Here is a 23,408-nt window from a genome sequence, read left to right on the forward strand (position 1 = left end):
CTTATTCTCTGTAGCAATAGTATTTGATGGAATGAAATTATTATTTGTGGAAAATCTTTTAGGGAAAGAAGGATTTTGTCAAAAAAGAAGGCTCTGTTATCCTAGATTGTTGATTTCCACTTCGGGGACATGCTTGGTCCTTTCTGTTTTCACTGCTTCAAGTAGCAGGTCAGCGATATGGACACCGCGCATTTTATCCGCTAGGCCTTCGCGTTCAATTCCCAGCTTCATTTGCAAAAGGCAGCCTGGGTTTGCAGTCACAATTGTCGTAGCCTCTGTTTCTTTTGTCTTTGCCATTTTGTAATCAAGCATTTTCATCGACATTTCCGATTCAATAATATTGTATATGCCAGCGGATCCGCAACAACGGTCCGCTTCCGGCATTTCCCGATATACCGATCCTTTTATCGCCTTCAGTAATATCCTTGGCGCGGAAGCTGTTTTCATGACATTCCGCAAATGGCAGGAATCCTGGTACGTAATGACCTGATTTGGCAGTTCAAGACCGACCTTCTCATGGAAGCCGACATCAACAAGTATTTCCGAAATATCCTTCAGTTTCCTTGAAAAGGCTAAAGCGCGTTCATGCCACTCAGGTTCATTTTCGAGTAAATGGCCGTAATCAATTAGAAAGCCCCCACAGCCGCCTGCATTCGTAATAATAAAATCCGCACCGGCTTCTTCGAAGGCTTGGATATTTTTTTTCGCCATTTCTCGCGCATGGTCTTTTTCTCCATAGTGTCCATGGAGGGCACCACAGCATGCCTGGTCTTTAGGCATAACAATCTCGCAGCCGGCGAGTTGGAGAAGCTTGATTGTGGCGTTGTTCGTTTCCAGGAACATGGTATCCATCAGACAGCCACTGAAAAAGGCGACGCGCATGGTTTTCGGGCCAATGGCAGGGGTTAGTTCCGGGCGGTTTTTCAATTCCTTCATAGATGGTACCTTAGGCAGCACTTTTTCCATTGTAGCGAGGCCTTCGGGCAGAAGGCTCATAAATCCAATTTTCCGAGCAATTGTTTGCAAACCAGACCGCTGGTAAAAACCAATGAGGCCTGCTACTGAACGCATTCTATTCTGATAAGGAAACAAACCGCCGAAAACTGCTTTCCTGACAGTACGGACAGGGAGGGAGTATTTCTTGTTTTGCGCAATGATGTCACGGGCTTCCTCAAGCAGCGAACCGTACTTTACTCCGGGAGGACAGACAGTTTCACAGGCGCGGCAACCGAGACAGAGGTCCAGTGACCGTTCGAAATCCTCATCCGGACTGATTAATCCATCTGCCACAGCCTTCATCAAGGCAATTCGCCCTCTAGGGGAATGGGTCTCCTGAAAGCCTGATTCAATATAGGTAGGGCAGGCTGGAAGGCAAAAACCGCATCTCATACAGTTCAGTAATTCATCTTCATTCATTTTTTCCTTAAATTGTTCCTGAATGACAGTCTTTTCCTTCAAAGTCGTCATTTTGAAACCACCACACGCTTCCTATTGTCTTTCGCAAAAATCTTACCCGGATTCATAATATTATTGGGATCAAGTGACGCTTTGACAGCTCTCATTGCGGCAACTCCCTCTTTCCCGAGCTTCAACTCCAGATAAGGGGCCTTCATGATGCCAACCCCGTGTTCGCCAGTAATCGTGCCTCCAAGTTCAATGGCCCTTTCAAAAATCTCTTCGAACGCTTTTTCAACCCGTTCCATTTCTTCTTTATTTCGGATGTCGGTTGGGCAGGTCGGGTGGAGATTCCCATCACCCGCATGGCCGAACGTACAAATTTTCACTTTGTACTTTTCGGCTATCTCATTGATTGATTTTACCATCCTGGCAATTTCAGAGCGCGGCACGGTCGCGTCTTCAAGTATAGTTGTCGGCGCTAGTCTCGCCAGCGCGGATAACGCGGTCCTTCTAGCCGTCCTCAGTGCCTCGGCTTCCTGTTCCGTTTTCGCAACCTGGACTGAGAAGGCATGTTCCTGTATACAAATTTCGCTGATTTTCTGCATATCCCTTTCAACCACTTCCGGTGGACCGTCCTGTTCAATTAAAAGGACGGCTTTTGCGTCCGTCGGGAGGCCGATTTTGACATAATCTTCAACGACCCTGACAGTTTCCTGATCGAGGAATTCCAGTGTAGTTGGAATGATTTTATTGGCAATGATTTTCGAAACGGACCGGGCCGCAGACTCGAGATCCTCGTATAGCGCAAGCGCGGTTTTTTTCGTTTCCGGAAGGGGAAGAAGCTTCAGGATCGCCTCAGTGATGATACATAAAGTACCTTCGGAACCAACAAACAAGCGTGTGAAATCGTAACCGGCCACATCCTTCGCAAGCTTGCCTCCGGTACGGATAATATCGCCATTTGGCAATACTGCTTCCAGCCCAATGACATAATCCCTCGTTACGCCGTATTTCAGGCCTCTCAATCCGCCTGCATTTTCATTAATATTTCCGCCGATAGTAGAAATTTTCATCGAACCGGGATCAGGGGGGTAAAATAAGCCTTTCGGTTCCACGGCGGCAATAATTTCGCTTGTGATGACTCCCGGCTGGACTGTGATGGTCAAGTTCGATTCATCCAGTTCAAGAATTTTATTCATATGTTTGAATAAAAGGACAATACCACCCTCAACCGGGCATGTCCCGCCGCAGAGGTTCGTGCCTGAACCTCTTGGCACGATAGGAATTTTATGTTCATCGCAAATTTTAATGACTTCGGATACTTCTTGAGTATTCCTGGGGCTGATGACCGCATCGGGCATAGCCTGGAAATTCGGGGTTGAATCATAAGAATAGACAAGCCTGCTTGTCTGTGAATCTTCATAGTTCACGGGTGAAACAACAGCAATGAACTTTTTCTTTATGTCTTCCCCAATTTTAGTTTTTGAAGATTGAACGAGCATTTTCATTCCTCCCATTCTTTTAACCGTACGCTTCAAGAAAAAATAGATATAAGACCATTATAAAAAAACAGGCATCAGCCTGCTATGTAGATTCATCTAAAAATAAAATTCAGAAAGCAGTGTTTTTTGTGTGTTTATCCAATAAGGTCATCGCCAAATACAATGCTGCCAAGTCTGCTGTTTTTCCTGTGGCCAGCCCTGTCAGTTCTTCAATTTTTTTAAGCCGGTAATGAAGGGTATTTATATGTATATGCAGGCTTGAAGCTGCCTGTTTCATGGATTGATTTTGCAAAAGGAATTCCCTTAAGGTATCAAGCAAATCTTGGTCGTCCAATAAGGGGCCAATCGTCCTGCTGATGAACTCTTTTTTCAAATTGTTATTAAGACTATCGAGGATCATTTCCAAGGTCAAATCTTCATCAAAAACAATTGGCCTATCAGGTCCAGATATATTGAGAGCTCGGCCAGCCTGGCTGTAGGAATCGTAAAGGCCTGTTGGGGCAACCGCCTGTCCTACTCCAGCAAATGTGACAAAACCGGTCAGGCTTTGGAGGTAAGTACAAAAATCCTGTAGCTTTCGCTCAACGAATGCTTGCGAATGTCCGGCGGTGGCATCGAGCAGCAAAACTATTCTGTTATTCCCCCAGCGGGTTATTAGATCAGTGCACAATAAGTAGCGGTTTATTAAAATGCTTGACCAAATTTCCCGTGACAGCGGAGCGGACATGTCCCTGAATTCCAATATCGCCAGTCTACGCTCCAATTCAAGGCTGATGCCTAGCAGCCTAGCCCTGTCGGCCAGAGAACCATTGAGTTCGGAGGATTGCAGCCAATCCATGACAAAGGCTTCAATTGCACGTGACTGCCAATCAAATTGGCTTGAGTAATGATTTTCGCTTATTAACAGTTCAGTCATTTTCCTGATAATTTCCCCAAAGGGAGTGACGGTGGATGGGTCGCCGGTTATACCGACGATTCCAATTACATCATTTTGAAAAAAAACCGGGAAGTTGATTCCCTCTTTGACGCCAGCCAATTTCTGTTCATCTTCCTTTGTAATAATTAGCTTCCTTTGCTCATCTGCTGCAATCAAAGCTCCTTCATGGAATGCCCCAACCCTGGAGGGATCCGTACTGGCGATAATGGTTCCTTCTGTATTTACGACAATGACATTTTCGACTATCAATTTTCTAACCTCATTAACGATTTTCTCGGCAAGTTCCGGATTTAACAATGTTCAGCCCTCCCCTTAACTTTCTCTCATTATATACTCAAAGGGGGAACTAACGGCATAAAAAAGCAGGCACAGCTCTTGTAGAGGTGCCTGCTCAATTTTTCAGTCAGTGCTTTTTGAACTATCTATTTGGGGATGCATGAAGGGAACTGCTTTTGGTTTCCTTTTTTTTTCGAGCAAATCACGATTTTCCGCTGTATTCCAGCCGATGTCATTGGTCGGATGAACCCACTGGCCACCAGACATAATAGCGGGATCTGTGTCAGCTGACCAATTTTCCAGCGGGGAATCTGGCGAGGAATATTGGCTGTCGCCAATAACTACGCCAAACTCGTTAATATAGGGAGCCTCCATATCAATTCCCGTTTCCTTGAAGTCAGGAGCATTAATTTGGTGGGGCAATGTTCCATCCACCTCAAGCCTCTTTAAATTTTCTTTCTTTCCTTCCATGTCATTTCCTCCTTTTCTTTATGTTTTGGCATCGCGACACGTTTTATGAATGAAAAGATACCCCTGGTTAAACACTAAGTTTGACTAAAAAAGGAGGGTTTGATATGGCAAAACGGAAAGCGGAACGCAATGCGGTTGAAAAATATAGTAAAACTCCTTACAAAAACACAAGGGAATCGGATTTTTCAGCAGAACTCGCCCATGAAGAGGACCCAATGAAGGGTGCGAACCGGAATTCAAAACAGGGGAGGAAGGGGCGAGGCATGGATGAAGCATAGCGATAAAAACAAAAAGGGTCATGAAGAGATTGGAATGGAATTTGGCGACGTAAATGGAATCGAGCTTTATCAATTACTTGTTCCGAACGATGAAAAGGATAACCATCGACAAAAAAAGGATAATCCAAAACAAAAGTAAAAAAGCCGGCTGAAGCCGGCTTTAAAGCACAAATGAACTGATGAGTGGGCCGTTCCCGGCGGGGTCATAATACACAACCATTGCCGAAGCGGTATTTTCAATCTTCCCATCCTCCAGGTATTTCAGCAAATCAAAAGAGAGTGGTTCAATCAGGGTATGCTTGTAAAGGTCTTTTTCAGACAAACCGAGCTGCGCAAAAGCATTACCCGCCTTGGCAGGATTGGCGAGCACTTCCTGATAAAGGCTGCTGCGGTCCTTTTTATCAAACCTTTTTTCCCACCATGGCTTTCGCGGGCTATATTTATGACGCGACAAGTAATCAAACATCATCAGCCCTCTGGCTGCCTCAAGGTTTTTCAGCCCCCTGAAAGCAAGGAAAGAATCGAGGCGCCTGAACAAATCTTCTAGCTGATGGCCAATTCTCGCCCAGCCCTTTTGATCCCAGTAAGCCCCGAATTCCTGAAAGAAATCAAATGGCGAAGCAAATTCCTGCATGACCAGATATTCAATCACCGCATCCATCCGATGGCTGTTCCAGTATTTCTCCAGTACATCCTCCACTTGTTTAATCCGGATGATATCTTCAAAAGGAAGGACATTGTTACCGAGGATTTCGTAAGGCGCCTGGTCCATATAGATATAATCATGTTCCGCGGCCCTAATCCTTAAGCCGGTTCCCCGCAGCATTTTCAAAAAGCCAAGCTGCAATTCCTCAGGCCTCATTTCAAAAACATCATTGAACGTTTTCCGGAAGGAATGATAGTTTTCCTCTGGCAGGCCGGCAATCAAGTCGAGATGCTGGTCGATTTTGCCGCCATCCTTGACCATTGTTACGGTCCGCTTCAGCTTTTCAAAATTCTGTTTCCTCATGACAAGTTCATTCGTATAATCATTAGTTGATTGAACACCGATCTCGAAACGGAACAGCCCCGCAGGCGCTTCTCTGTTCAAGAAGTCAATGACCTCCGGACGCATAATATCGGCCGTAATCTCAAATTGAAAAACAGTACCTGGCAGATGCTCATCAATAAGAAAACGGAACATGTCCATTGCGTAGCTCCTGCTGATATTGAAGGTCCGGTCGACAAATTTAATTGTTTTTGCGCCATTTTCCATTAAATAACGGATATCCTCTTTAATTTTTTCCTTGTCAAAATAACGAACGCCTACTTCAATGGAAGAAAGGCAGAATTGGCAGCTAAAAGGACAGCCCCGGCTTGTTTCTATATAAGTTACCCTCTTGCCAAGATGCGCGGCATCTTCAGGGAAACGGTAGGGGGAAGGAATTGTTTTTAAATCCAATTTTCCTGACTGAAGATTTATTTTCACTCTTCCTTCATGCCTGTAAGCTGCACCAGGTACCGTGCTCAAATCCGGAGCGCCGGTCTTCAGCTTTTCAAGAAGAAGCTTGAAGGAAGCCTCACCCTCACCCGTAATGATTACGTCCACAAAGGGTAAACGTTCCAGCCATTCGGCGGTATCATAGCTAACCTCAGGCCCGCCAAGGATTATGATAATCGATGAATCTATTTTCTTGATCATCGATACCACCTTAATCGTTTCCTCTATATTCCAAATGTAGCAACTGAAGCCGATTACGTCAGGCTTTTTTGAAATCAGGTCGGATACAATATTCATCGCCGGATCTTTTATTGTATATTCTGCTAGTTCGATTGGGAATTCCGGTTCCGCGTATGCCTTTAGGTAACGGATAGCGAGATTGGTGTGAATATATTTCGCGTTCAGAGTTGAACAAATGATTTTCATTTATATTTCTCCCTTTAAAAGGTTGTACTATCAGTATTTTAGTATAACCACTGTTGCTTGTAAAAGGAAGCGGAAAAAGCCCCCGCCCAATAGGGGGCAGGGGATGGGATTTGGATTTTTTTTCATTTCAATGGCCATCGGATTAGGATAAGGCTAATTTCTCTCCTGGCCAGGGGAGAGCCCTCCAGCCAAGCGGTCCAGCAATTTTCTTGTTCTGGAAGCCTTCAGTTCAATCAGCGGCTGGGTAAAGGATGTAATCAGCCTGCTGGAAAGGGCAAAGACAATTATGAGGGAAATTCCCGCAAGAAGAATAATCCGTTCTGTCCTGTCAAAATAAGAGGCGATATCGCTTTCCCTGAAAACCCTGACAAAGAAACCATGGAGAAGATAGACATACAGCGTATTTTTTCCGAGTGTTGTAAAGAAATACTGCTTTCTCGGGACAAAAGCAAAGAAACTCAATACCATAATAAAACTTAATGCGTAGATCCCAAGCCGTTTAAACATGGCCCAAACAGATGCTACTCCCATAGCTTCGTATGGCTTCGAACCTAAAAGCCATTGGTATTGCATATCCGGAAATAGATAGAATCCCGCGAAAACAAGAAGGAAGATGGAAGCGGCGAGCAACCTTTTCCTAACGGTGAACATAGAGTAAAATACTTCTTTTTTCATATAATACCCGGCCAGGAACAATGGGAAGAACACAAATGTCCTCGATAGACTTAGATAGTTCGAAACCCAATCCAAGTAGCCAACTGCGAGACCAATGGCAAAAGCAATCGATAATGCTGCCGCCGGTTTAAGCTTTGTAAAGGGAATGAGCAGCAAGTTCCAGAAGAACATGCTGACAAGGAACCATAACGACCATTGCGGGTTGAATGGATCAATGGTGAGAGCCGGCTTTTGGAACAGGTAATAATAAAAAACTGAATAAATTACCTGAAAAATAATATATGGCAGAATCAATTTTTTCGCGATTTTCACTACATAGCCCTTTTCAGTGAATCCTTTTGCAAAAAAACCGGAAACCAAGATGAAAGCGGGCATGTGAAAAGTGTAAATAGCTTTGTAAAGGGCGAAAAACACTTCATTATCCTCAATGAATGCCCTTAACAAATGACCGAAAACAACTAAAAAAATCAGAATAAATTTTGCGTTATCAAAGTAGTAATTTCGTTTTTTCATCATATCCTCCAAGTTTTGAGACCCCCAGCATCTCACTTCCCTAATACCCTTTTCTTTTAATCGGAAACAGGTAATGCATTCCAATGTAAGCTGAATGAATGGATTAATCTGTTATATAATAGATTTCTGCCTGTAGTACCTGTTTGGAATCGGTGGTTTTATTGATATATCTACGGTTCTATAAATAGGTTTCGTTCTGTTTCAAAATTTTTATAGGGTTGTATAACATTTGTCACAGCGAAGTGAAAAATGAACAAATAAAATAAAGTATGGGGAAGCCGGCGGATGCCGGCTGAGAATGATTAATATTGGGAGGGAGAACATGTCAATATTGCCAAAAAGAAATGACCTTGGTTTTTTTGAAATCCGCCTTGAATCCATCGGCGGGCTGGGGGCGAACCTAGCCGGAAAAATGCTTGCAGAAGCAGGGGTTCTTGGCCTCGGGCTGAATGGCTCGAATTTTTCATCATATGGTTCTGAAAAAAAGGGATCTCCGGTAAAGAGTTTTATCCGTTTCTGTGATCCGGAGGTGGAAATCAGGGACCACAGCCCGATTGAGCAGCCACATATTATCGGTATATTCCATGAAGCGTTATATAAAATGGTAGATGTTGTCAGTGGGCTTGATGCCGAGGGAATCGTCCTCGTTAATTCCGCGAGAGATTTCGATGGCATCAAAAAAGACCTCAAGATTGAATACGGTACTTTGGCCATTGTGGACGCCCTGACGATTGCTGTCGAGGAAAAGACGAAAGTAAATACCGCCATGTTGGGGGCACTGTTCCGGATTTGTGATTTCCTCGATCCGGAGGCGATGAGGAAAGTCATCAGGAAGACATTTGAGAAAAAGTATCCACACTTGGTCGAACCCAATATCAGAACATTTGACCGGGGATACAATGAAGTTACCTTTAAATTTTATGAGGCGCCTGTCGGGGCGGAAGGCAGGACATTCACAAGGCCGCAGCCGCAGCTTGGATACAGGACCCAGGAAATCGGCGGAGTCATATCTGCACCAGCAAACAGCATCCTGAAAGATTTGAGCGGCTCAAGGCAAGGCTTCCTGCCGGAATTAAGGATGGAAAAGTGCATTCACTGCGCCTCCTGTGATACTGTCTGCCCAGATTTCTGTTTCGTTTGGGAGTCCGGGGAGGACAAGCGTGGGCGTCCGCAAATGTTCCTTAAAGGAATCGATTACCAATACTGCAAAGGCTGCCTGAAATGCGTGGAAGCCTGTCCAACAGATGCACTTGGCGACCTGAGGGAAATGATTGGCTTTGCAGAAGCCAACAGGGTTAAACAAAACTTTCCTTATGCAGCGGGGAGGAACTGATCATGGCCATGCTAGAAAAGAATTTAACAGAAACCGCGAAAGCGGAGCAGTTACTGACATTCGAATCAGGAAATGAAATGGCCGCGATGGCAGCGGCACAAATCAATTATCATATAATGGGATATTTTCCTATTACACCGTCCACTGAAGTCGCCCAATATCTCGATATGATGAAAGCCAGGGGAGAGCATGACATTAAATTGATTCCGGCAGATGGGGAGCACGGTTCTGCGGGAATCTGTTATGGAGCCGCGGCAACAGGCGCGAGGGTTTTCAACGCAACAAGCGCGAACGGCTTGCTGTATATGATCGAACAGCTGCCGGTACAGGCGGGAACAAGATTTCCAATGGTTATGAACCTTGTGACAAGGGCTGTCAGCGGCCCTCTTGATATCCGGGGGGACCATTCCGATTTGTACTACGCCTTGAATACCGGATGGGTCATCCTTACAGCAAGGACTCCCCAGGCAGTTTACGATATGAATATCATGGCGCTTAAGATAGCTGAACATTCAAAAGTGCGTCTGCCGGTCATTGTAGCCTACGACGGATTTTTCACTTCTCATCAAAAGCGGAGAGTCGAATATTTCAAGGACCGCGCCGCTGTCCAGAAATTTGTTGGCGAGTGCCCGACAGATTACCATTTTGCCAGGGATCCGAAAAAGCCTGTCACAATTGGCGCCCATATGAATGGCGAAGATTTGATGAACAATCACTTTCAGCAATCCGAAGCGATTTACGCAGCTGGTGAAGTATTCAGAGAAGTCGCCGTTGAATATGCGAAGCTATCCGGCAGGGAATACCCAGTGCTCGATCTTTATAAAATGGAAGACGCCGAAGTGGCCCTGTTCCTTTTAAATTCGGCAGCTGAGTCGGCAAAGGATGTAGCAGACAGGCTAAGAGTCAAAGGGATAAAAGCAGGCGTCATTTCACCAAACATCATCCGTCCGTTTCCGGCAAAGGAAATTCGTGAAGCCCTTAAAAATGTGAAAGCCGTGTTGGTTGGCGAAAGGGCCGATTCATATGGCGCGCATGGTCCAAACCTCACCCATGAAGTAAAATCTGCCCTCCAGGAAGATAAAGAAAACGAGACAATCGTCCTGAGCAGAGTCTTTGGTCTTGGGGGCAAGGATTTCTATGCCGATGATGCGGAAGCGTTCTTTGGAATGGCCATGGATGCAATGGCGAAAGGTTTCGCCGACAAGCCATTCGATTATTATGGCATTGTTGCCGGAAACCCGGAGAAAATGCTTAAGCCCGTCATTGGACCCCAGTACGGTGAGACATATAAATCAGGCTTGATTGATGTGAAAATGGATGAGGAAAGCGGAAAGCTGAAAGTGAAAATTCCTCCGCTCCGCGCGCTGGCAGCAAAGCCGAAACGCCTTGGGTCAGGCCATGGCGCATGCCCGGGCTGCGGAATATTCCCAGGGCTCGAGCTTTTCTTTAAAGGGATTGAAGGAGATATTGTCGTTCTTTATCAGACTGGCTGCGCCTATGTAACGACGACCGCTTATCCGTACAGCTCCCATAAACAAACGATGATCCATAACCTGTTCCAGAATGGGGCTGCGACCTTGTCAGGGACAGTCGAAGCATTCTTTGAGCTGCAAAAACGGGGTGAAATCGAGATTGCCGATGATGTCACCTTTGTCATGATTACTGGCGACGGCGGCATGGACATTGGCATGGGCTCCGCAATTGGAACGGCACTTAGGGGCCATAAGCTCATCATTGTCGAATATGATAATGAAGGCTATATGAATACTGGCTCACAGATGTCCTACTCGACGCCGATGGGACATATGACAAGCACAACGAGTGTCGGGAAAACCCAGCAGGGTAAGAGTTTCCACCATAAAGACACGGCGCAGCTGATGGCAGCGGCGAATATCCCATATGTGTTTACGGGTACGGAAGCATTCCCACAGGATTTAGTCAAAAAAGGCGCAAAAGCCCAGTGGTATGCCCAAAACGTCGGGACGGTCTACGGAAAAATACTGATCGCCTGTCCGCTGAATTGGAAATCCGAAGACAGGTTCGGAAGCACGATCATGGAAGCGGCTGTCAATTCCTGCTTCTTCCCGCTATATGAAATTGAGCAGGGGAAAACAACTATCACGTACGACCCTGAAGCGCGGAATAAAAGGATACCTGCCTCCGATTGGCTGAAATATATGGGCAAGTCGAAGCATCTTTTGAAAGAAGAAAATAAAGAAATGCTTGCCGCCTTTGAAACAGAAATTGAAAATCGCTGGCAAAAGCTGAAGGCGAAGCACGAACATCCAATGCTCTAAAGTATTGAACTGCCCAGGTTCCTATTGCGCATTAATAGATAAACGGCCCTTAATTAAAAAGGGCCGTTTTTTTGTTGACTCTTCGGTGCTGATTTGATATAAATCTAATTAGATATATATCTAATTAATAAAAGGGTGGCTAATATGCAATTAAACAAGCTCGTTTCATTTCACAAAGCAATGGGTGACCCCACAAGGATCAGAATTCTCTCTCTCCTTGCTGGAGGTCCGCTTCATGGGCAGGCCATTGCCGGAAAGCTGGGGCTCACGCCGCCGACGATTACGCACCATTTAAAGAAACTAAGGGATGTCCATGCTGTTTTTGAAAGACGGGACAAGAACACAGTATATTTTTACCTCAATGAAAAGGTGCTCGAGCAGCATGCGAAAGCCCTTGTCCAAATAGCAATAAAAATGGAGGGGAAAGGGAAAATGGAAACTATGAACGAGGAAAAACAAAAAGTTATCAGCAATTTCTTTACAGCGGATGGAAAGCTGAAAAACATACCCGCCCAGCGTAAAAAGAAACTTTTTGTGTTTGAGCATCTCGTCAAAGGGTTGGAAAAGGGCCGGAAATATGAGGAAAAGGAAATCAATGAATTCATTAAAAGGTATCATGATGACTATGCCACGATTCGCCGGGAATTCATTATTAACCATTACATGTACAGAGAAAATGGTATATACGAAATGAACCCTTCTGAAATGTGGGCGAAACCGGAATAGAAGAAAAGGAGGCTGCCAGTGGGTCAGCCTCTTTATCATTTCTCCTCAATATTGTTCAGGCCTTCTGTCATCAAAGACGGGCATGATGCCTCTGACTTCCTTCACCTTCTCAAAGTCGATTTCCCCGGTGAGAATTTCCTCGCCTTCACCGGCTTCCGCAATGACTTCTCCCCAAGGATCGATAATCATAGAATGTCCAGCGAACACGTTATTCGGGTTGCTCCCCACACAGTTGCATGCGATAACATAGCATTGGTTTTCAATTGCCCTGGCGATAAGGAGAGCACGCCAATGGGCAAGCCGGGCCAAAGGCCATTCGGCCACAACGAAAATGGCTTCAGCCCCATTTGCAGCATGTTTCCTCTGCCATTCAGGGAAGCGGATATCATAACAGACAAACCCTGCAAACTGGCGCCCTTCAAGCCCAAAATTCGCTGTACCAGTTCCCGGAGTAATATAATGATGTTCATCCATCAGCTGAAAAAGATGTAATTTACTATACTTATGGACTAGGGACCCGTCTTTGGAAACGACCAATAAAGTATTTTCCACACCGGAGCCGGTACGGTTTGCGACTGAACCGCCAATCAGATTGACTTTATTCTCCGCCGCTTTCTCCTCAAGAAAGGCGATGGATTGCTCCGCTTGATCGTCGGCGATTTCATCAAGCCTATCCAGGTCAAAGCCAGTCGTCCACAGCTCCGGAAGTACGATGCAGTCCGGGTTGCTCTCTGCGGCTTCCTTAATCAATTTTTCGGCCTTCAAGTAATTCTCTCCCGGCTTTCCGTATGCTATATCCATTTGAGCAATGGCAATTTTCATTCTCATTTTAATTCCCCCAATTCAGAAAAGTTAAAAACTTCTTTACAAGATACCTAATACGTTATATCATTTGTGACTAGATTTCCATATAAAAAATGAATCCATAAAAAAGCAGGTGGCTTACGTGAAAGAATATCCTCAATCTGAATTATTAAAAAGCCTTCCTGGACAGTTTTTCGCCAGCCTTGTCAAAAAAGTCGGTGAAACAATTGCCAAGGGGCATGATGTTATTAATCTTGGGCAGGGCAACCCGGACCAGCCTACTCCGGAACATATAGTGAAAAAGCTGCAGACAGCTGCGGAAAACCCGCTGAACCATAAATATTCGCCATTTCAGGGTTTTCGTTATTTGAAAGAGGCGGCAGCCAATTTTTATAAAAGGGAATATAACGTTGTGTTGGACCCGGAAACAGAGGTCGCCGTCCTTTTTGGCGGTAAAGCCGGCCTTGTGGAAATCCCGCAGTGCCTGTTAAACCCTGGTGACGGGCTCCTTGTTCCAGACCCTGGTTACCCTGACTATTTATCAGGTGCAGCTCTCGCACAAGCAAAAATCGAAACGCTGCCATTACTCGAACAAAACGGATTTCTGCCGGATTACAGCCTCATTCCCCAAGAAGCATTAGAGAATTCTAAACTGATGATTCTTAACTACCCGAATAATCCTACGGGGGCAGTGGCGACTAAAGAATTCTTTGACGAAACCGTTTCTTTTTCAAATACGCATGGCATCTGTGTGGTCCATGATTTTGCCTACGGGGCAATCGGTTTTGAAGGGAAAAAGCCGGTCAGCTTTCTTCAATCCGAAGGAGCAAAAGAGATTGGTATCGAAATCTATACTTTATCAAAAACCTATAATATGGCGGGGTGGCGCGTCGGTTTCGCCGTCGGCAATAAAAGCGTCATCTCCGCGATAGAGTTGTTGCAGGATCACATGTACGTATCTTTGTTCGGAGCAGTCCAGGAAGCCGCAGCGGAAGCCTTAAATGGGCCGCAGGATTGTGTGGGGGAACTCGTCCAGTTGTATGATGGCAGGAGGGAGGCCCTTTTTGGCGGATTAAGGAAGATCGGCTGGGATGCGGATGCTCCGGCAGGCTCCTTTTTTGCCTGGCTAAAGGTTCCTGAAGGTTTTACCTCCATGGAATTTGCCAACTTCCTGCTTGAAAAGGCCCATATCATGGTCGCCCCGGGAATAGGGTTCGGGCAATATGGTGAAGGATATATCAGGGTTGGGCTTCTTGCTTCAGAAGAAAGGTTGAGGGAAGCGGTGCGAAGAATAGAAAGTTTGGGAATTTTTCAAAAAGTTGTTTGACATAGCTTTCATTTCCTGCGATAATCCAAATTAAATCTTAACACTATGAAAAAGTGAATATCTAAATCATTTTCTTATCAAGAGCAGGCGGAGGGACTAGCCCTATGAAGCCCGGCAACCGACTTATTTTAAGCACGGTGCTAATTCTTGCAGCGAACAGCTGATAGATGAGAAGAGATTAGTAACTAGTAACAATCGCTAACCTCTTCTTTTTGAAGAGGTTTTTTTATTGCCGGCAAATGCTATGTGAATTGATTGATATGGAAGCCGATCGGAAAGGAAGTATACCATGAGTGAATTAATTGCTACTTATCTCATACAAAATGAAAAAAGTCCAGAAAAAAAAGCCGAGGAAATAGCCCTTGGGCTGACAGTTGGATCCTGGACCAATCTGCCCGCGCTTGAGAAGGATCAGCTGAGAAAGCACAAAGGAAGGGTAGTTTCGACCGAAGCATCTGAAGAAGGTGCCGCCACAGTTTCGATCGCATATCCAGCGGCCAATTTTTCCTCCGACCTTCCAGCCATTCTGACTACGGTATTCGGGAAGTTGTCCCTCGATGGAAAAATAAGGCTTTTTGACCTTGAATTCAGCGAAGACCTTAAAAAATTGTTCCCGGGCCCGAAATTCGGAGTCGAAGGCCTGAGGGAAAAGCTCAATACATTTCATCGTCCCCTTTTAATGAGCATTTTTAAAGGAGTGCTAGGCAAAGATATGGACTTTCTGACCCGGCAGTTGAGGGAGCAGGCACTTGGCGGGATCGATATAGTCAAAGACGATGAAATCCTGTTTGAAAATCCATTGACGCCATCATCAGCCAGAGTCAAGGCCGGCAGGCTAATCCTGGATGAAGTTTTTTCTGAAACCGGGCATCGGACTTTGTATGCTGTCAACCTGACAGGGAGGACCTTCGAATTAAAGGAAAAAGCCAGGAGACTTGCTGAAGATGGGGCTGATCTCTTCTTGTTCAACGTATTTACCTATGGACTGGATGTCCTCCAGGAACTAAGGGAGGACAAAGACATCAGCCTGCCGATCATGGCGCATCCGTCGTTCAGCGGGGCAATTGCTTCTTCTCCTGTTTATGGCGTTTCCCATGCCCTGCTTTTAGGAAAACTGCTCCGGTATGCCGGGGCGGATCTTTCCTTATTTCCATCACCATATGGGTCGGTGGCTCTCGGGAAAGAGAGTGCGCTCGGCATTGCAAAAGAACTGACCAAAGATGATTCAATTAAAAAGGCATTCCCTGTTCCCTCAGCGGGAATCCATCCTGGTCTGGTGCCTCTTTTGATCTCGGATTTCGGGAAAGACTCGGTGATTAACGCCGGCGGCGGAATCCATGGGCACCCTGGAGGCGCCGCTGCAGGTGGAAAGGCGTTCCGGCAAGCAATAGAGGCTACTCTTTCAGGCCACTCCCTAATCGAGGCTGCCGAAAGCCATTCGGAGCTCCAAACTGCACTTGGGCTTTGGGGACTCCCAAAAGAGGGGGCAGCCAAATGAAGAAGCCAGTTATTTACTGTGACTTTGACGGGACAGTTACTGAAAAAGACAATATCATTTCAATCATGAAAGCTTTCGCACCCCCTGAATGGGAACCAATTAAAGACTGCATTCTTTCCGGGGCTGTCTCAATCCGGCGGGGGGTTGGAGAATTGTTTTCGCTTTTACCCTCGGGAAAAAAGAGGGAAATTGAAGAATTTGTATTGCAACAGGCGAAGATCAGGGAAGGCTTCGGAGAGTTTACCACATTCGCCAGAGAAGAAGGGATTCCTCTGTATATCGTAAGTGGGGGCATAGATTTTTTCGTCAGGCCGGTCCTTTCGCCGTTTGAGCCTTTTTCGGGAATCTACTGCAATGGTTCAGACTTCAACGGTGACACAATCCGAATCCTCTGGCCCCACAGCTGCGATGGCCTCTGCTCTAATGACTGTGGCTGTTGTAAACCAAGTATTATCAGGCGGCTGGGCCATCTGGATGATTGTTATAAAATTGTCATTGGTGATTCCGTAACCGACTTGGAAGCGGCAAAACAGGCTGACTTTGTTATAGCACTCGACCTTCTAAAGGAAAAATGTGAGGAATGGGGACTTTCCCATGCTTCTTTTGAGAATTTTCATGATTGCATTACCATCATAAAAAATAAAACTGGGGTGAAGGAGCAGGCATGCTAAAGGAAAAGTGGAACGAACTTGCTGATGTGAAGGATGAACTCTCAGAGAGAGATTGGTTCATGGGGACTAGTGGAAATCTAGCGATAAAAGTAAGTGACAGTCCGCCCCAATTTTTGGTCACCGCAAGTGGGAAGGATAAACGGAAGAGGACAAACGAGGATTTTTTGCTTGTCGATGAATTTGGCCGGCCGGCGGAAGAAACAAATTTAAAACCTTCCGCTGAAACGCTTCTTCACGTCGAGATTTATAAAAGAACAAAAGCTGGCTGCAGCCTCCATGTCCATACGATTGATAACAATGTAATTTCAGAAATTTATGGAGACAGGGGGGAAGTGACGTTTCAAGGCCAGGAGATCATTAAAGCCTTTAATAAATGGGAAGAGGATGCCACCTTGAAAATACCGATTATCAAAAACCATGCCCATATTCCTTCCCTTGCTAAAGCTTTCGCAGAACATATTAAAGAGGATACTGGCGCTATCCTAATTCGCAATCACGGAATAACAGTCTGGGGGAAGAATTCCTTTGAAGCAAAAAAAATCCTTGAAGCGTCGGAATTCCTGTTCCGGTACCAGTTGCGCCTGCTCGAACACAAACCCTTTCAGTTATTCAAAGTAGTCTAGAAGATTATGAGGTTTTTCGTTTGGAGAGCTGTTTCTTGAAGCAGAAGGCTTGTGAAAATTATTAAACTACTAAAAAAGTGAGGGAAAAATGATATGGCATGGATTAAATTACAGCAAAGCGGCAAAGAAATCATTGAACAGCAAGAGGTCGCAGCATTCCTTGAATCCGAGGAAGTTATTTATGAGCACTGGGATGTTGAAAAGCTTCCTGAAAACCTGAGGGAAAACTTCACGCTAGGCGATGAAGACAAAGAGGCAATCCTAAATACATTCAAGCATGAAATACGGGAAATTTCCGAACGAAGGGGCTATAAAGCCCAGGACGTTATTTCTCTCTCCGACTCAACACCTAATCTTGACGCCCTTTTGCAAAACTTTAAAAGGGAGCACCATCATACGGATGATGAAGTCCGATTTATTGTTAGCGGGCATGGCATATTTGTTATTCAAGGTAGGAACGGAGACTTTTTTGAAGTAAATCTGGATCCGGGAGACCTTATTTCTGTACCGGAGAATATCCGACATTACTTTACTTTACAGGAAGACAGAAAAGTCGTGGCCATCCGGATCTTCGTCACCTCTGAAGGATGGGTTCCGATTTATGACACAGTAGCTCAATAACCGGGGAAAGCCGATTTCATTTGAAGTCGGCTTTTTTGTCAGCAATTATTGTCGAACTTCCGTGAAAAATGAAAGGTTTTGACCTGTTTTGCGAACCTATTTACAAGTGGTGAAAAGACTGGCATAATGCAGTTTCAGGTGCAATTTTCCTTGGAAATAAAAATAGATAGAAATAGTAAAACGGGTTAAAACTGGAGGCAATTAAACATGATTTTATATAGCTGGGAACCTGAAAAAATAATGAAGGAAATACAGGCGAAACGAAAATTGATGATTGATTCAGCAAAGAAAACCGGATTGACTAGTGAGTGTACAGTCCGCCATAGCCAGGAGCTTGACCAATTAATAGTCGCTTACCAAAAATACAGATATTCAGCCCGCCGTCAAACCTTTAGGCGATTAAACAGCGAGCTGAAACACTGCTCTCCAGGCAAAATCAAATCAAGCATTTTTAATGGGACTGCAGCCGTACAGGCAGGTATATAGCTAATATAGAACAAGAGGGAATTCGCGGGTTATTCGCGACTTCCCTTTTTTATTCGGCCCGAACATACATTTTTGTGAAAATTTTCCGAGATAGGCTGTATCTGTGATTAATATCATTGTCTATATCTAAATATTTTTTATAGTAGAATTAACGGTTATGTTTATTCCTGGTAGTACTATGCTTGTGTTGCGATTCATATATCGTAATACATAGCATTTTTATATAACCACCAAAGGAAGCGCTTTCAGAAAAATTCGCAGGGGGGAAGGTAATAAATGCATATTGTTGTTTGCGTCAAACAAGTACCAGATACCAAGATTATTAAAATCAATCCGAAAACGAATACCCTGGACCGCCGCAGTGCGCCGGCGATCCTTAATCCGTACGATGCCCATGCCGTCCAGGAAGCCGTAAAGATCCGAAAAATGACTGGCGGAACGATATCGGTTCTTTCCATGGGTCCTCCACAGGCTACCGCTGTAATCAAGCGCAGTATTGAAATTGGCGCTGACAGGGGCTATTTGATTTCAGACCGGGCTTTTGCCGGGGCGGATACGCTCGCGACTAGCTATGCTCTTTCCAAGGCCTTGGAAAAAATAAGCAAGGAACAGCCGATAGATTTAGTGATTTGCGGAAAGCATGCTATTGATGGTGATACGGGCCAGGTTGGACCGGGCATTGCAAGAAGGTTGGATATCCCGCCTGTTACGAATGTTATCGATGTTTCCGAAGTAAATTTGAAGGAAAAGACGATCTTGTTAAAGAGAAAGCAAACGAGCGGACATGAACTGATTCAGGCCCAGCTGCCCTGCCTTCTCACTGTAGAAAAAGAAATAAATGAGATTGAGTATTCGCCACTTCCAAACATGATCAAAGCTGCACGATATGAACCAGTTATATGGGCGGTCAGCGATTTTGAAAATGTGGATCGCACCCAGCTCGGACTGAAAGGTTCACCGACAATTGTTGGTAAGATGTTCACACCGCCAAAGCCTGAGGGAGGCAAAAGGCTCGAAGGCAGTACAGATGAGCAGGTCAGCGAACTGATCAGTCTGTTGATGGAGAAAAAGGAGCTATTCATTCCTGCCAAGGCAAACTAAACGAACCAGCAGAGGAGATAGGAGGATACAAATGAATTTGGATGAATATAGAGGGGTTTGGGTTTTTATTGAAGTAACCGATGGGGAAATCGAAGGAGTTTCACTGGAACTGCTTGGAGCGGGAAGGAAGCTTGCCGACAAGCTTGATGTATCGCTTGCTGGTGTGTTGATGGGAGAGGGAATCAAGCAGCTTGCTTCAAAAGTAATTGCTTATGGAGCGGATGAGGTTTATGTGATTGACCACCCAGTTATGAAGGATTATCGGACTGAATCATACATGAAAGGCGTTATTATGCTAGCTGAAAAATACAAGCCGGAAATATTTCTCTACGGGGCGACCCCTAACGGCAAAGACCTTGCAAGCGCCGTTGCGACGGACTTGAATACCGGTTTGACTGCTGACACCACCATGCTCGATATCGATCTTGAAAACAGGCTATTTGAAGCAAGCCGCCCTGCGTTCGGGGGGAATATCATGGCGACGATCCTCTGCAAAAAACATCGGCCGCAAATGGCGACGGTACGGCCGAAAGTCATGAAAGCGCTCGAGCCGGACAGCGGCAGGGCCGGGCGGATTATCGAAGAGAAAATCGCCCTTTCAGAGGAAGATATGCGCACAAAAGTGCTTAAAATTGTGAAGGATGTTACAAGTAAGGCAAACCTCGCCGATGCCCATGTCATTGTTTGCGGCGGCAAAGGAATGGGAGACCTGCAAAACTTTCAGATGTTGTATGACCTGGCTGATGCCATTGGCGCGACAGTCGGAGGGACAAGGGATGTTGTTGAAGCCGGCTGGCTGCCTCACCACCTGCAAATCGGCCAGACTGGTGAAACAGTGACCCCAAAGATTTATTTCGCCATTGGCTTATCGGGAGCGATCCAGCACGTTGTAGGGATGAAAAACTCAGAGATCATCATCGCAATCAATAAGGATCCAAACGCACCGATTTTTGATGTTGCAACTTATGGAATCGTTGGGGATGCGCTGGAAATTGTCCCAAAACTGACAGAGCAATTTAAACAGATCCAAAGCAGTAAGGGTGGTGAAATCAGTTATGCCTGAAAAATTTGATGTGATTGTCGTCGGCGCTGGACCAGCAGGGACAGCCTGCGCTTTTGAATGTGCCAAGAATGGGTTGAATGTGCTGCTGATTGAAAGAGGGGAATACCCGGGCAGCAAGAATGTCATGGGCGGCGTCCTTTACAGGAAGCAGATGGAGGAATTGATTCCTGAGTTTTGGAAAGAAGCACCGCTGGAGCGCCCTGTCGTTGAGCAGAGGTTCTGGATGATGGATAAGGAATCAGTCGTATCCTTTGGCTATAAAGGAATGGAGTGGGCGTCTGAACCATACAACAATTTCACCGTCCTGAGGGCCCAATTCGACCAATGGTTTGCCCAAAAAGCGGTCCAGCAGGGAGCTTTGCTGATTAACGAGACTGTGGTGACCGAATGCATAGTCGAAAATGGAAAAGTGGTTGGCGTCAGGACAGACAGGCCGGATGGGGATGTGTATGCGGATGTAGTCGTATTGGCCGACGGTGTAAACTCCCTGCTCGGAAAACAGCTTGGCTTCCATAAGGAATTCCGTCCGGATGAGGTAGCACTGACTGTCATGGAAGTGATCAATCTTCCAAAAGAAAAAATCAATGACCGCTTCAACCTTGAAGGCAATCAAGGATGCACAATCGAAATCTTCGGGGATTCAACAAAAGGGAATCTCGGAACGGCATTCTTGTATACGAACAAAGACAGCCTTAATATTGGGGTCGGCACAACGTTGTCCAGCATGATTAAAGCGAAGCTTAAGCCATATGACCTGCTAGATTATTTAAAATCGCATCCAATGGTCCGCCCAATGCTTGAAGGTGGAGAATCGGCCGAATACCTCGCCCATTTAATACCTGAAGGAGGATTCAGGTCAGTGCCGAAAGTCGCAGGCAACGGAGTTATTGTCGTTGGCGACGCGGCGCAGCTTGTCAACGCCATCCATCGTGAAGGCTCGAACATGGCGATGCACTCAGGCAAGCTCGCTGCCGAGGCCATCGTCCAGGCAAAAGAGCGGAATAACTATAGCGAAGCCAGCCTGAACAGTTACAGAGAGGCACTTTATGGAAGCTTTATTATGAAAGATCTTGAAAAATATAAGGACGCAGCACATACTTTTGAAAAATATCCACAGTACTTTAAAGAATATGTGCCAATGATGAATCAGGCGATGAGCAAATTCTTCACTGTCGACGGAACGCCTAAACGGGATAAGCAGAAAGAAATCATGAAGAGCATTACGAGTGAACGCGGCACCCTCAAGGTGCTCCAGGATGTCTATCGCGCATGGAAGGCGGTGAAATAATGTCAACCAATACATTGGAAGAAAAACAATACCTCCTCCGCTTCAGGTGTGACACGAAATCGCATTTAACCGTACTTGATCACGATATTTGCGCGACTAAATGCCCGGATAAGATTTGCACTGTATTTTGCCCTGCCGAGGTATACAAATGGGAAGGTAAGCGGATGCAGGTAGGCTATGAAGGCTGCCATGAATGTGGAAGCTGCCGGATCGGCTGTCCGTACCAGAACATTAAGTGGGAGTACCCGAAAGGCGGGCATGGCATTGTTTTCAGATTGGCTTAACTAAAGATTTAAAGCATAACAAAAAGCTGTTTGTATGACAGCTTTTTGTTTTTTTATATGGAAAACAGTTACTGTGCTGGATATACACTATTTACACGATATGTACGGGAATTCACAAAGAGGGTTAAAAAGGAGAAGCAAAGGAAAATCGGGGATTAGCTAATTTTTTTATCTAATTCCAATGTGCAAAGCTCATCGTTTTTACCGGATAACTCACATTGCTGTGCGAGTTCAATCGCGGTTTCGATCGACTCCAGGAGTGGTGATGCATAATAAGGATGCTTCCAGTCGAATGAACCTTCAGTATCCGATGTGAAAATCATTACCTTCCAATTACAGCATCCTGCAGGAAGGCCTTCATGGTCCCCCTGGAGGGCTATCAGCCAGTGGGTGGCTCCTGTTTCAGAAAAAGGGGAGCTTTGTAAAAGGGTGGAATCCTTCATTCCAATCGGCATCATGGTTTTAGGATAAAAATCCCGGTAGTGTGGAAAGTTCAAGTGTTGTCCCTCCTTAATATCTCTTACCTAAATTATATGAAAAAAGAAGGCCAAAATGTTTGCCTAAATGTTAAAATTTTTTGAATCTTGAAAGCGGTAACATAGCTTATGTGACAAATTCATGGCTAGTGATATACCTCACAACTAGTTCTCACTAATCCCATTATAATCAAAGCAAATAACACTATTTTGGAAGGGGAAATTAAAATGAGTGGCTGTATGAGTGCTTTTGGCGGGATGGGAATAGTTGAGTTGTGTGATGGATTAAAGCAGTTGAAGGAAGAGCACCCACCTTTGCTAGCTATGCTGGATGGCCTTTTAGCTACGGTTGGGAAAATCGAAAATGAGGAGAATCTAAATGATTCTTTTGCTCAGCTGACAGAAAGAACGGTGAATTTCATCGCTGAACTCGGGCCGCACTCAGACCGGGAAGAGGGCGTCCTGTTTGAAATGATGGGTAATTATATTGGCAGGGCTTCCGGCCCGATCGCCGTCATGGAGTATGAGCATGACCGCGCGAAGACATTGATAGGCACTTATCTTGCCCGTACAGCAGATAAGGGTGAGGTTTTCTCAAACGCCGAGATGAAGGAACTTGCAGCCATGATTAAGGAGGCTTATTATACGTTGACCGAACACTTTGCGAAGGAGGAAAATGTCCTTTTTCCAATGGCACAAAAAATGCTTTCAGATGAAGAAAAAACTGAACTTTACAAAAGGATCCAGGAAATTTAGCAGGAAACCAAAAGATTAATAACGAATTGAAAGGATGGCAGCCGCCACACAACAACTGGCTGCCATCCTTTTTTCTCTTTTTTATTTTTTTTTAGAAA

24 protein-coding genes and 1 riboswitch are annotated in these 23,408 nt (G+C 45.3%); of the genes, 16 read left to right on the forward strand and 8 right to left on the reverse strand.

The window, feature by feature from the left end; translation table 11 throughout:
- Positions 1-96 precede the first annotated feature (96 nt).
- From BN1002_RS06895 to BN1002_RS06910, 4 genes are all read right to left on the reverse strand, one after another.
- Entirely contained in the window at positions 97-1,467 is a 1,371-nt protein-coding gene (locus BN1002_RS06895; RefSeq protein ID WP_048824273.1) for a (Fe-S)-binding protein, read from the reverse strand.
- Positions 1,464-2,900 carry a glycolate oxidase subunit GlcD gene (gene glcD, locus BN1002_RS06900; protein ID WP_048824274.1) on the reverse strand — a complete coding sequence of 479 codons (1,437 nt, stop codon included), beginning with the start codon at positions 2,898-2,900 and terminating at the stop codon, positions 1,464-1,466. Before glcD ends, BN1002_RS06895 begins: the two co-directional genes overlap by 4 nt.
- A gap of 109 nt (positions 2,901-3,009) precedes the next feature.
- Positions 3,010-4,134: a CdaR family transcriptional regulator gene (locus tag BN1002_RS06905; RefSeq protein WP_048824275.1), complete on the reverse strand. Its 1,125-nt coding sequence runs from the start codon at positions 4,132-4,134 to the stop codon at positions 3,010-3,012.
- Positions 4,135-4,236: 102 nt separating this feature from the next.
- A complete protein-coding gene (locus BN1002_RS06910) occupies positions 4,237-4,584 on the reverse strand; it encodes a DUF3905 domain-containing protein (RefSeq protein WP_048824276.1) in 348 nt (115 codons plus the stop codon).
- 104 nt (positions 4,585-4,688) lie between these two features.
- Here BN1002_RS06910 and BN1002_RS24020 point away from each other — a divergent pair, with 104 nt between their 5' ends.
- Together BN1002_RS24020 and BN1002_RS24025 are read left to right on the forward strand one after the other, a co-directional pair.
- Positions 4,689-4,862, forward strand: a complete 174-nt coding sequence (locus BN1002_RS24020; protein ID WP_197072758.1) for a hypothetical protein — start codon at positions 4,689-4,691, stop codon at positions 4,860-4,862.
- Complete coding sequence (locus BN1002_RS24025; protein ID WP_197072760.1) at positions 4,852-5,001, forward strand: hypothetical protein; 150 nt, start codon at positions 4,852-4,854, stop codon at positions 4,999-5,001. The genes BN1002_RS24020 and BN1002_RS24025 overlap by 11 nt, the downstream gene beginning before the upstream one ends.
- A gap of 21 nt (positions 5,002-5,022) precedes the next feature.
- On the opposite strand, the gene BN1002_RS06915 is transcribed toward BN1002_RS24025, so the two are convergent.
- Both BN1002_RS06915 and BN1002_RS06920 read right to left on the reverse strand, forming a co-directional pair.
- Positions 5,023-6,768 (reverse strand): B12-binding domain-containing radical SAM protein, encoded by a 1,746-nt coding sequence (locus tag BN1002_RS06915; RefSeq protein ID WP_048824277.1) that lies wholly within the window; start codon positions 6,766-6,768, stop codon positions 5,023-5,025.
- 153 nt (positions 6,769-6,921) lie between these two features.
- Positions 6,922-7,956 carry an acyltransferase family protein gene (locus tag BN1002_RS06920; RefSeq protein ID WP_048827811.1) on the reverse strand — a complete coding sequence of 345 codons (1,035 nt, stop codon included), beginning with the start codon at positions 7,954-7,956 and terminating at the stop codon, positions 6,922-6,924.
- Positions 7,957-8,278: 322 nt separating this feature from the next.
- Between BN1002_RS06920 and BN1002_RS06925 the strand changes: the two genes are divergently transcribed.
- From BN1002_RS06925 to BN1002_RS06935, 3 genes are all read left to right on the forward strand, one after another.
- Positions 8,279-9,289, forward strand: coding sequence for a 2-oxoacid:acceptor oxidoreductase family protein (locus tag BN1002_RS06925; protein WP_048824278.1), 1,011 nt, complete (start codon positions 8,279-8,281; stop codon positions 9,287-9,289).
- Positions 9,290-9,291: 2 nt separating this feature from the next.
- Positions 9,292-11,586: a thiamine pyrophosphate-dependent enzyme gene (locus BN1002_RS06930; RefSeq protein ID WP_048824279.1), complete on the forward strand. Its 2,295-nt coding sequence runs from the start codon at positions 9,292-9,294 to the stop codon at positions 11,584-11,586.
- Positions 11,587-11,730: 144 nt separating this feature from the next.
- The gene (locus BN1002_RS06935; protein ID WP_048824280.1) at positions 11,731-12,312 is read left to right on the forward strand and encodes a DUF2087 domain-containing protein; all 582 of its coding nucleotides are present in this window, start codon (positions 11,731-11,733) and stop codon (positions 12,310-12,312) included.
- Between the two features lie 45 nt (positions 12,313-12,357).
- Here BN1002_RS06935 and BN1002_RS06940 read toward each other — a convergent pair whose 3' ends face one another.
- The gene (locus BN1002_RS06940) at positions 12,358-13,140 is read right to left on the reverse strand and encodes a carbon-nitrogen family hydrolase (protein WP_048824281.1); all 783 of its coding nucleotides are present in this window, start codon (positions 13,138-13,140) and stop codon (positions 12,358-12,360) included.
- A gap of 118 nt (positions 13,141-13,258) precedes the next feature.
- On the opposite strand from BN1002_RS06940, the gene BN1002_RS06945 reads away from it, so the two are divergent.
- The 10 genes from BN1002_RS06945 (at position 13,259) to BN1002_RS06990 (ending at position 22,078) form a co-directional block, all read left to right on the forward strand.
- Complete coding sequence (locus tag BN1002_RS06945; protein WP_048824282.1) at positions 13,259-14,443, forward strand: pyridoxal phosphate-dependent aminotransferase; 1,185 nt, start codon at positions 13,259-13,261, stop codon at positions 14,441-14,443.
- Between the two features lie 71 nt (positions 14,444-14,514).
- Positions 14,515-14,617: riboswitch (SAM riboswitch) on the forward strand.
- 115 nt (positions 14,618-14,732) lie between these two features.
- Positions 14,733-15,941 carry a 2,3-diketo-5-methylthiopentyl-1-phosphate enolase gene (locus tag BN1002_RS06950; protein ID WP_048824283.1) on the forward strand — a complete coding sequence of 403 codons (1,209 nt, stop codon included), beginning with the start codon at positions 14,733-14,735 and terminating at the stop codon, positions 15,939-15,941.
- Positions 15,938-16,612, forward strand: coding sequence for a 2-hydroxy-3-keto-5-methylthiopentenyl-1-phosphate phosphatase (locus BN1002_RS06955; RefSeq protein ID WP_048824284.1), 675 nt, complete (start codon positions 15,938-15,940; stop codon positions 16,610-16,612). The genes BN1002_RS06950 and BN1002_RS06955 overlap by 4 nt, the downstream gene beginning before the upstream one ends.
- Positions 16,606-17,235, forward strand: a complete 630-nt coding sequence (locus BN1002_RS06960) for a methylthioribulose 1-phosphate dehydratase (protein WP_048824285.1) — start codon at positions 16,606-16,608, stop codon at positions 17,233-17,235. Before BN1002_RS06955 ends, BN1002_RS06960 begins: the two co-directional genes overlap by 7 nt.
- A gap of 93 nt (positions 17,236-17,328) precedes the next feature.
- Positions 17,329-17,856 carry a cupin domain-containing protein gene (locus BN1002_RS06965; protein ID WP_048824286.1) on the forward strand — a complete coding sequence of 176 codons (528 nt, stop codon included), beginning with the start codon at positions 17,329-17,331 and terminating at the stop codon, positions 17,854-17,856.
- 207 nt (positions 17,857-18,063) lie between these two features.
- Positions 18,064-18,342: an aspartyl-phosphate phosphatase Spo0E family protein gene (locus tag BN1002_RS06970; RefSeq protein ID WP_048824287.1), complete on the forward strand. Its 279-nt coding sequence runs from the start codon at positions 18,064-18,066 to the stop codon at positions 18,340-18,342.
- A 276-nt stretch (positions 18,343-18,618) separates the two neighbouring features.
- Positions 18,619-19,443, forward strand: coding sequence for an electron transfer flavoprotein subunit beta/FixA family protein (locus tag BN1002_RS06975; RefSeq protein WP_048824288.1), 825 nt, complete (start codon positions 18,619-18,621; stop codon positions 19,441-19,443).
- Positions 19,444-19,474: 31 nt separating this feature from the next.
- On the forward strand, positions 19,475-20,506 hold the full coding sequence (locus BN1002_RS06980; protein WP_048824289.1) for an electron transfer flavoprotein subunit alpha/FixB family protein: 1,032 nt from the start codon (positions 19,475-19,477) through the stop codon (positions 20,504-20,506).
- Positions 20,499-21,794, forward strand: a complete 1,296-nt coding sequence (locus BN1002_RS06985) for an FAD-dependent oxidoreductase (RefSeq protein WP_048824290.1) — start codon at positions 20,499-20,501, stop codon at positions 21,792-21,794. Before BN1002_RS06980 ends, BN1002_RS06985 begins: the two co-directional genes overlap by 8 nt.
- Entirely contained in the window at positions 21,794-22,078 is a 285-nt protein-coding gene (locus BN1002_RS06990) for a ferredoxin family protein (RefSeq protein WP_048827813.1), read from the forward strand. Before BN1002_RS06985 ends, BN1002_RS06990 begins: the two co-directional genes overlap by 1 nt.
- Positions 22,079-22,233: 155 nt before the next feature.
- On the opposite strand, the gene BN1002_RS06995 is transcribed toward BN1002_RS06990, so the two are convergent.
- Positions 22,234-22,575 (reverse strand): hypothetical protein, encoded by a 342-nt coding sequence (locus tag BN1002_RS06995; protein ID WP_048824291.1) that lies wholly within the window; start codon positions 22,573-22,575, stop codon positions 22,234-22,236.
- Between the two features lie 207 nt (positions 22,576-22,782).
- On the opposite strand from BN1002_RS06995, the gene BN1002_RS07000 reads away from it, so the two are divergent.
- Positions 22,783-23,310: a hemerythrin domain-containing protein gene (locus BN1002_RS07000; protein ID WP_231574994.1), complete on the forward strand. Its 528-nt coding sequence runs from the start codon at positions 22,783-22,785 to the stop codon at positions 23,308-23,310.
- Positions 23,311-23,408 lie beyond the last annotated feature (98 nt).

The sequence above is a fragment of the Bacillus sp. B-jedd genome (genome assembly GCF_000821085.1).
Lineage (GTDB): Bacteria > Bacillota > Bacilli > Bacillales > Cytobacillaceae > Bacillus_D.

Bases quoted from the DNA above. Each gene is read 5' to 3' on its own strand.
- BN1002_RS06960 (WP_048824285.1), top strand. From the start codon at position 16,606: ATGCTAAAGGAAAAGTGGAACGAACTTGCTGATGTGAAGGATGAACTC.
- BN1002_RS06985 (WP_048824290.1), top strand. From the start codon at position 20,499: ATGCCTGAAAAATTTGATGTGATTGTCGTCGGCGCTGGACCAGCAGGG.
- BN1002_RS06940 (WP_048824281.1), bottom strand. From the start codon at position 13,140: ATGAGAATGAAAATTGCCATTGCTCAAATGGATATAGCATACGGAAAG.
- BN1002_RS06955 (WP_048824284.1), top strand. From the start codon at position 15,938: ATGAAGAAGCCAGTTATTTACTGTGACTTTGACGGGACAGTTACTGAA.
- BN1002_RS06990 (WP_048827813.1), top strand. From the start codon at position 21,794: ATGTCAACCAATACATTGGAAGAAAAACAATACCTCCTCCGCTTCAGG.
- BN1002_RS07000 (WP_231574994.1), top strand. From the start codon at position 22,783: ATGAGTGGCTGTATGAGTGCTTTTGGCGGGATGGGAATAGTTGAGTTG.
- BN1002_RS06970 (WP_048824287.1), top strand. From the start codon at position 18,064: ATGATTTTATATAGCTGGGAACCTGAAAAAATAATGAAGGAAATACAG.
- BN1002_RS06950 (WP_048824283.1), top strand. From the start codon at position 14,733: ATGAGTGAATTAATTGCTACTTATCTCATACAAAATGAAAAAAGTCCA.
- BN1002_RS06935 (WP_048824280.1), top strand. From the start codon at position 11,731: ATGCAATTAAACAAGCTCGTTTCATTTCACAAAGCAATGGGTGACCCC.
- BN1002_RS06980 (WP_048824289.1), top strand. From the start codon at position 19,475: ATGAATTTGGATGAATATAGAGGGGTTTGGGTTTTTATTGAAGTAACC.
- BN1002_RS06925 (WP_048824278.1), top strand. From the start codon at position 8,279: ATGTCAATATTGCCAAAAAGAAATGACCTTGGTTTTTTTGAAATCCGC.
- BN1002_RS06930 (WP_048824279.1), top strand. From the start codon at position 9,292: ATGGCCATGCTAGAAAAGAATTTAACAGAAACCGCGAAAGCGGAGCAG.
- BN1002_RS24020 (WP_197072758.1), top strand. From the start codon at position 4,689: ATGGCAAAACGGAAAGCGGAACGCAATGCGGTTGAAAAATATAGTAAA.
- BN1002_RS06975 (WP_048824288.1), top strand. From the start codon at position 18,619: ATGCATATTGTTGTTTGCGTCAAACAAGTACCAGATACCAAGATTATT.
- glcD (WP_048824274.1), bottom strand. From the start codon at position 2,900: ATGCTCGTTCAATCTTCAAAAACTAAAATTGGGGAAGACATAAAGAAA.
- BN1002_RS06965 (WP_048824286.1), top strand. From the start codon at position 17,329: ATGGCATGGATTAAATTACAGCAAAGCGGCAAAGAAATCATTGAACAG.
- BN1002_RS06910 (WP_048824276.1), bottom strand. From the start codon at position 4,584: ATGGAAGGAAAGAAAGAAAATTTAAAGAGGCTTGAGGTGGATGGAACA.
- BN1002_RS06895 (WP_048824273.1), bottom strand. From the start codon at position 1,467: ATGACGACTTTGAAGGAAAAGACTGTCATTCAGGAACAATTTAAGGAA.
- BN1002_RS06915 (WP_048824277.1), bottom strand. From the start codon at position 6,768: ATGAAAATCATTTGTTCAACTCTGAACGCGAAATATATTCACACCAAT.
- BN1002_RS06920 (WP_048827811.1), bottom strand. From the start codon at position 7,956: ATGAAAAAACGAAATTACTACTTTGATAACGCAAAATTTATTCTGATT.
- BN1002_RS24025 (WP_197072760.1), top strand. From the start codon at position 4,852: ATGAAGCATAGCGATAAAAACAAAAAGGGTCATGAAGAGATTGGAATG.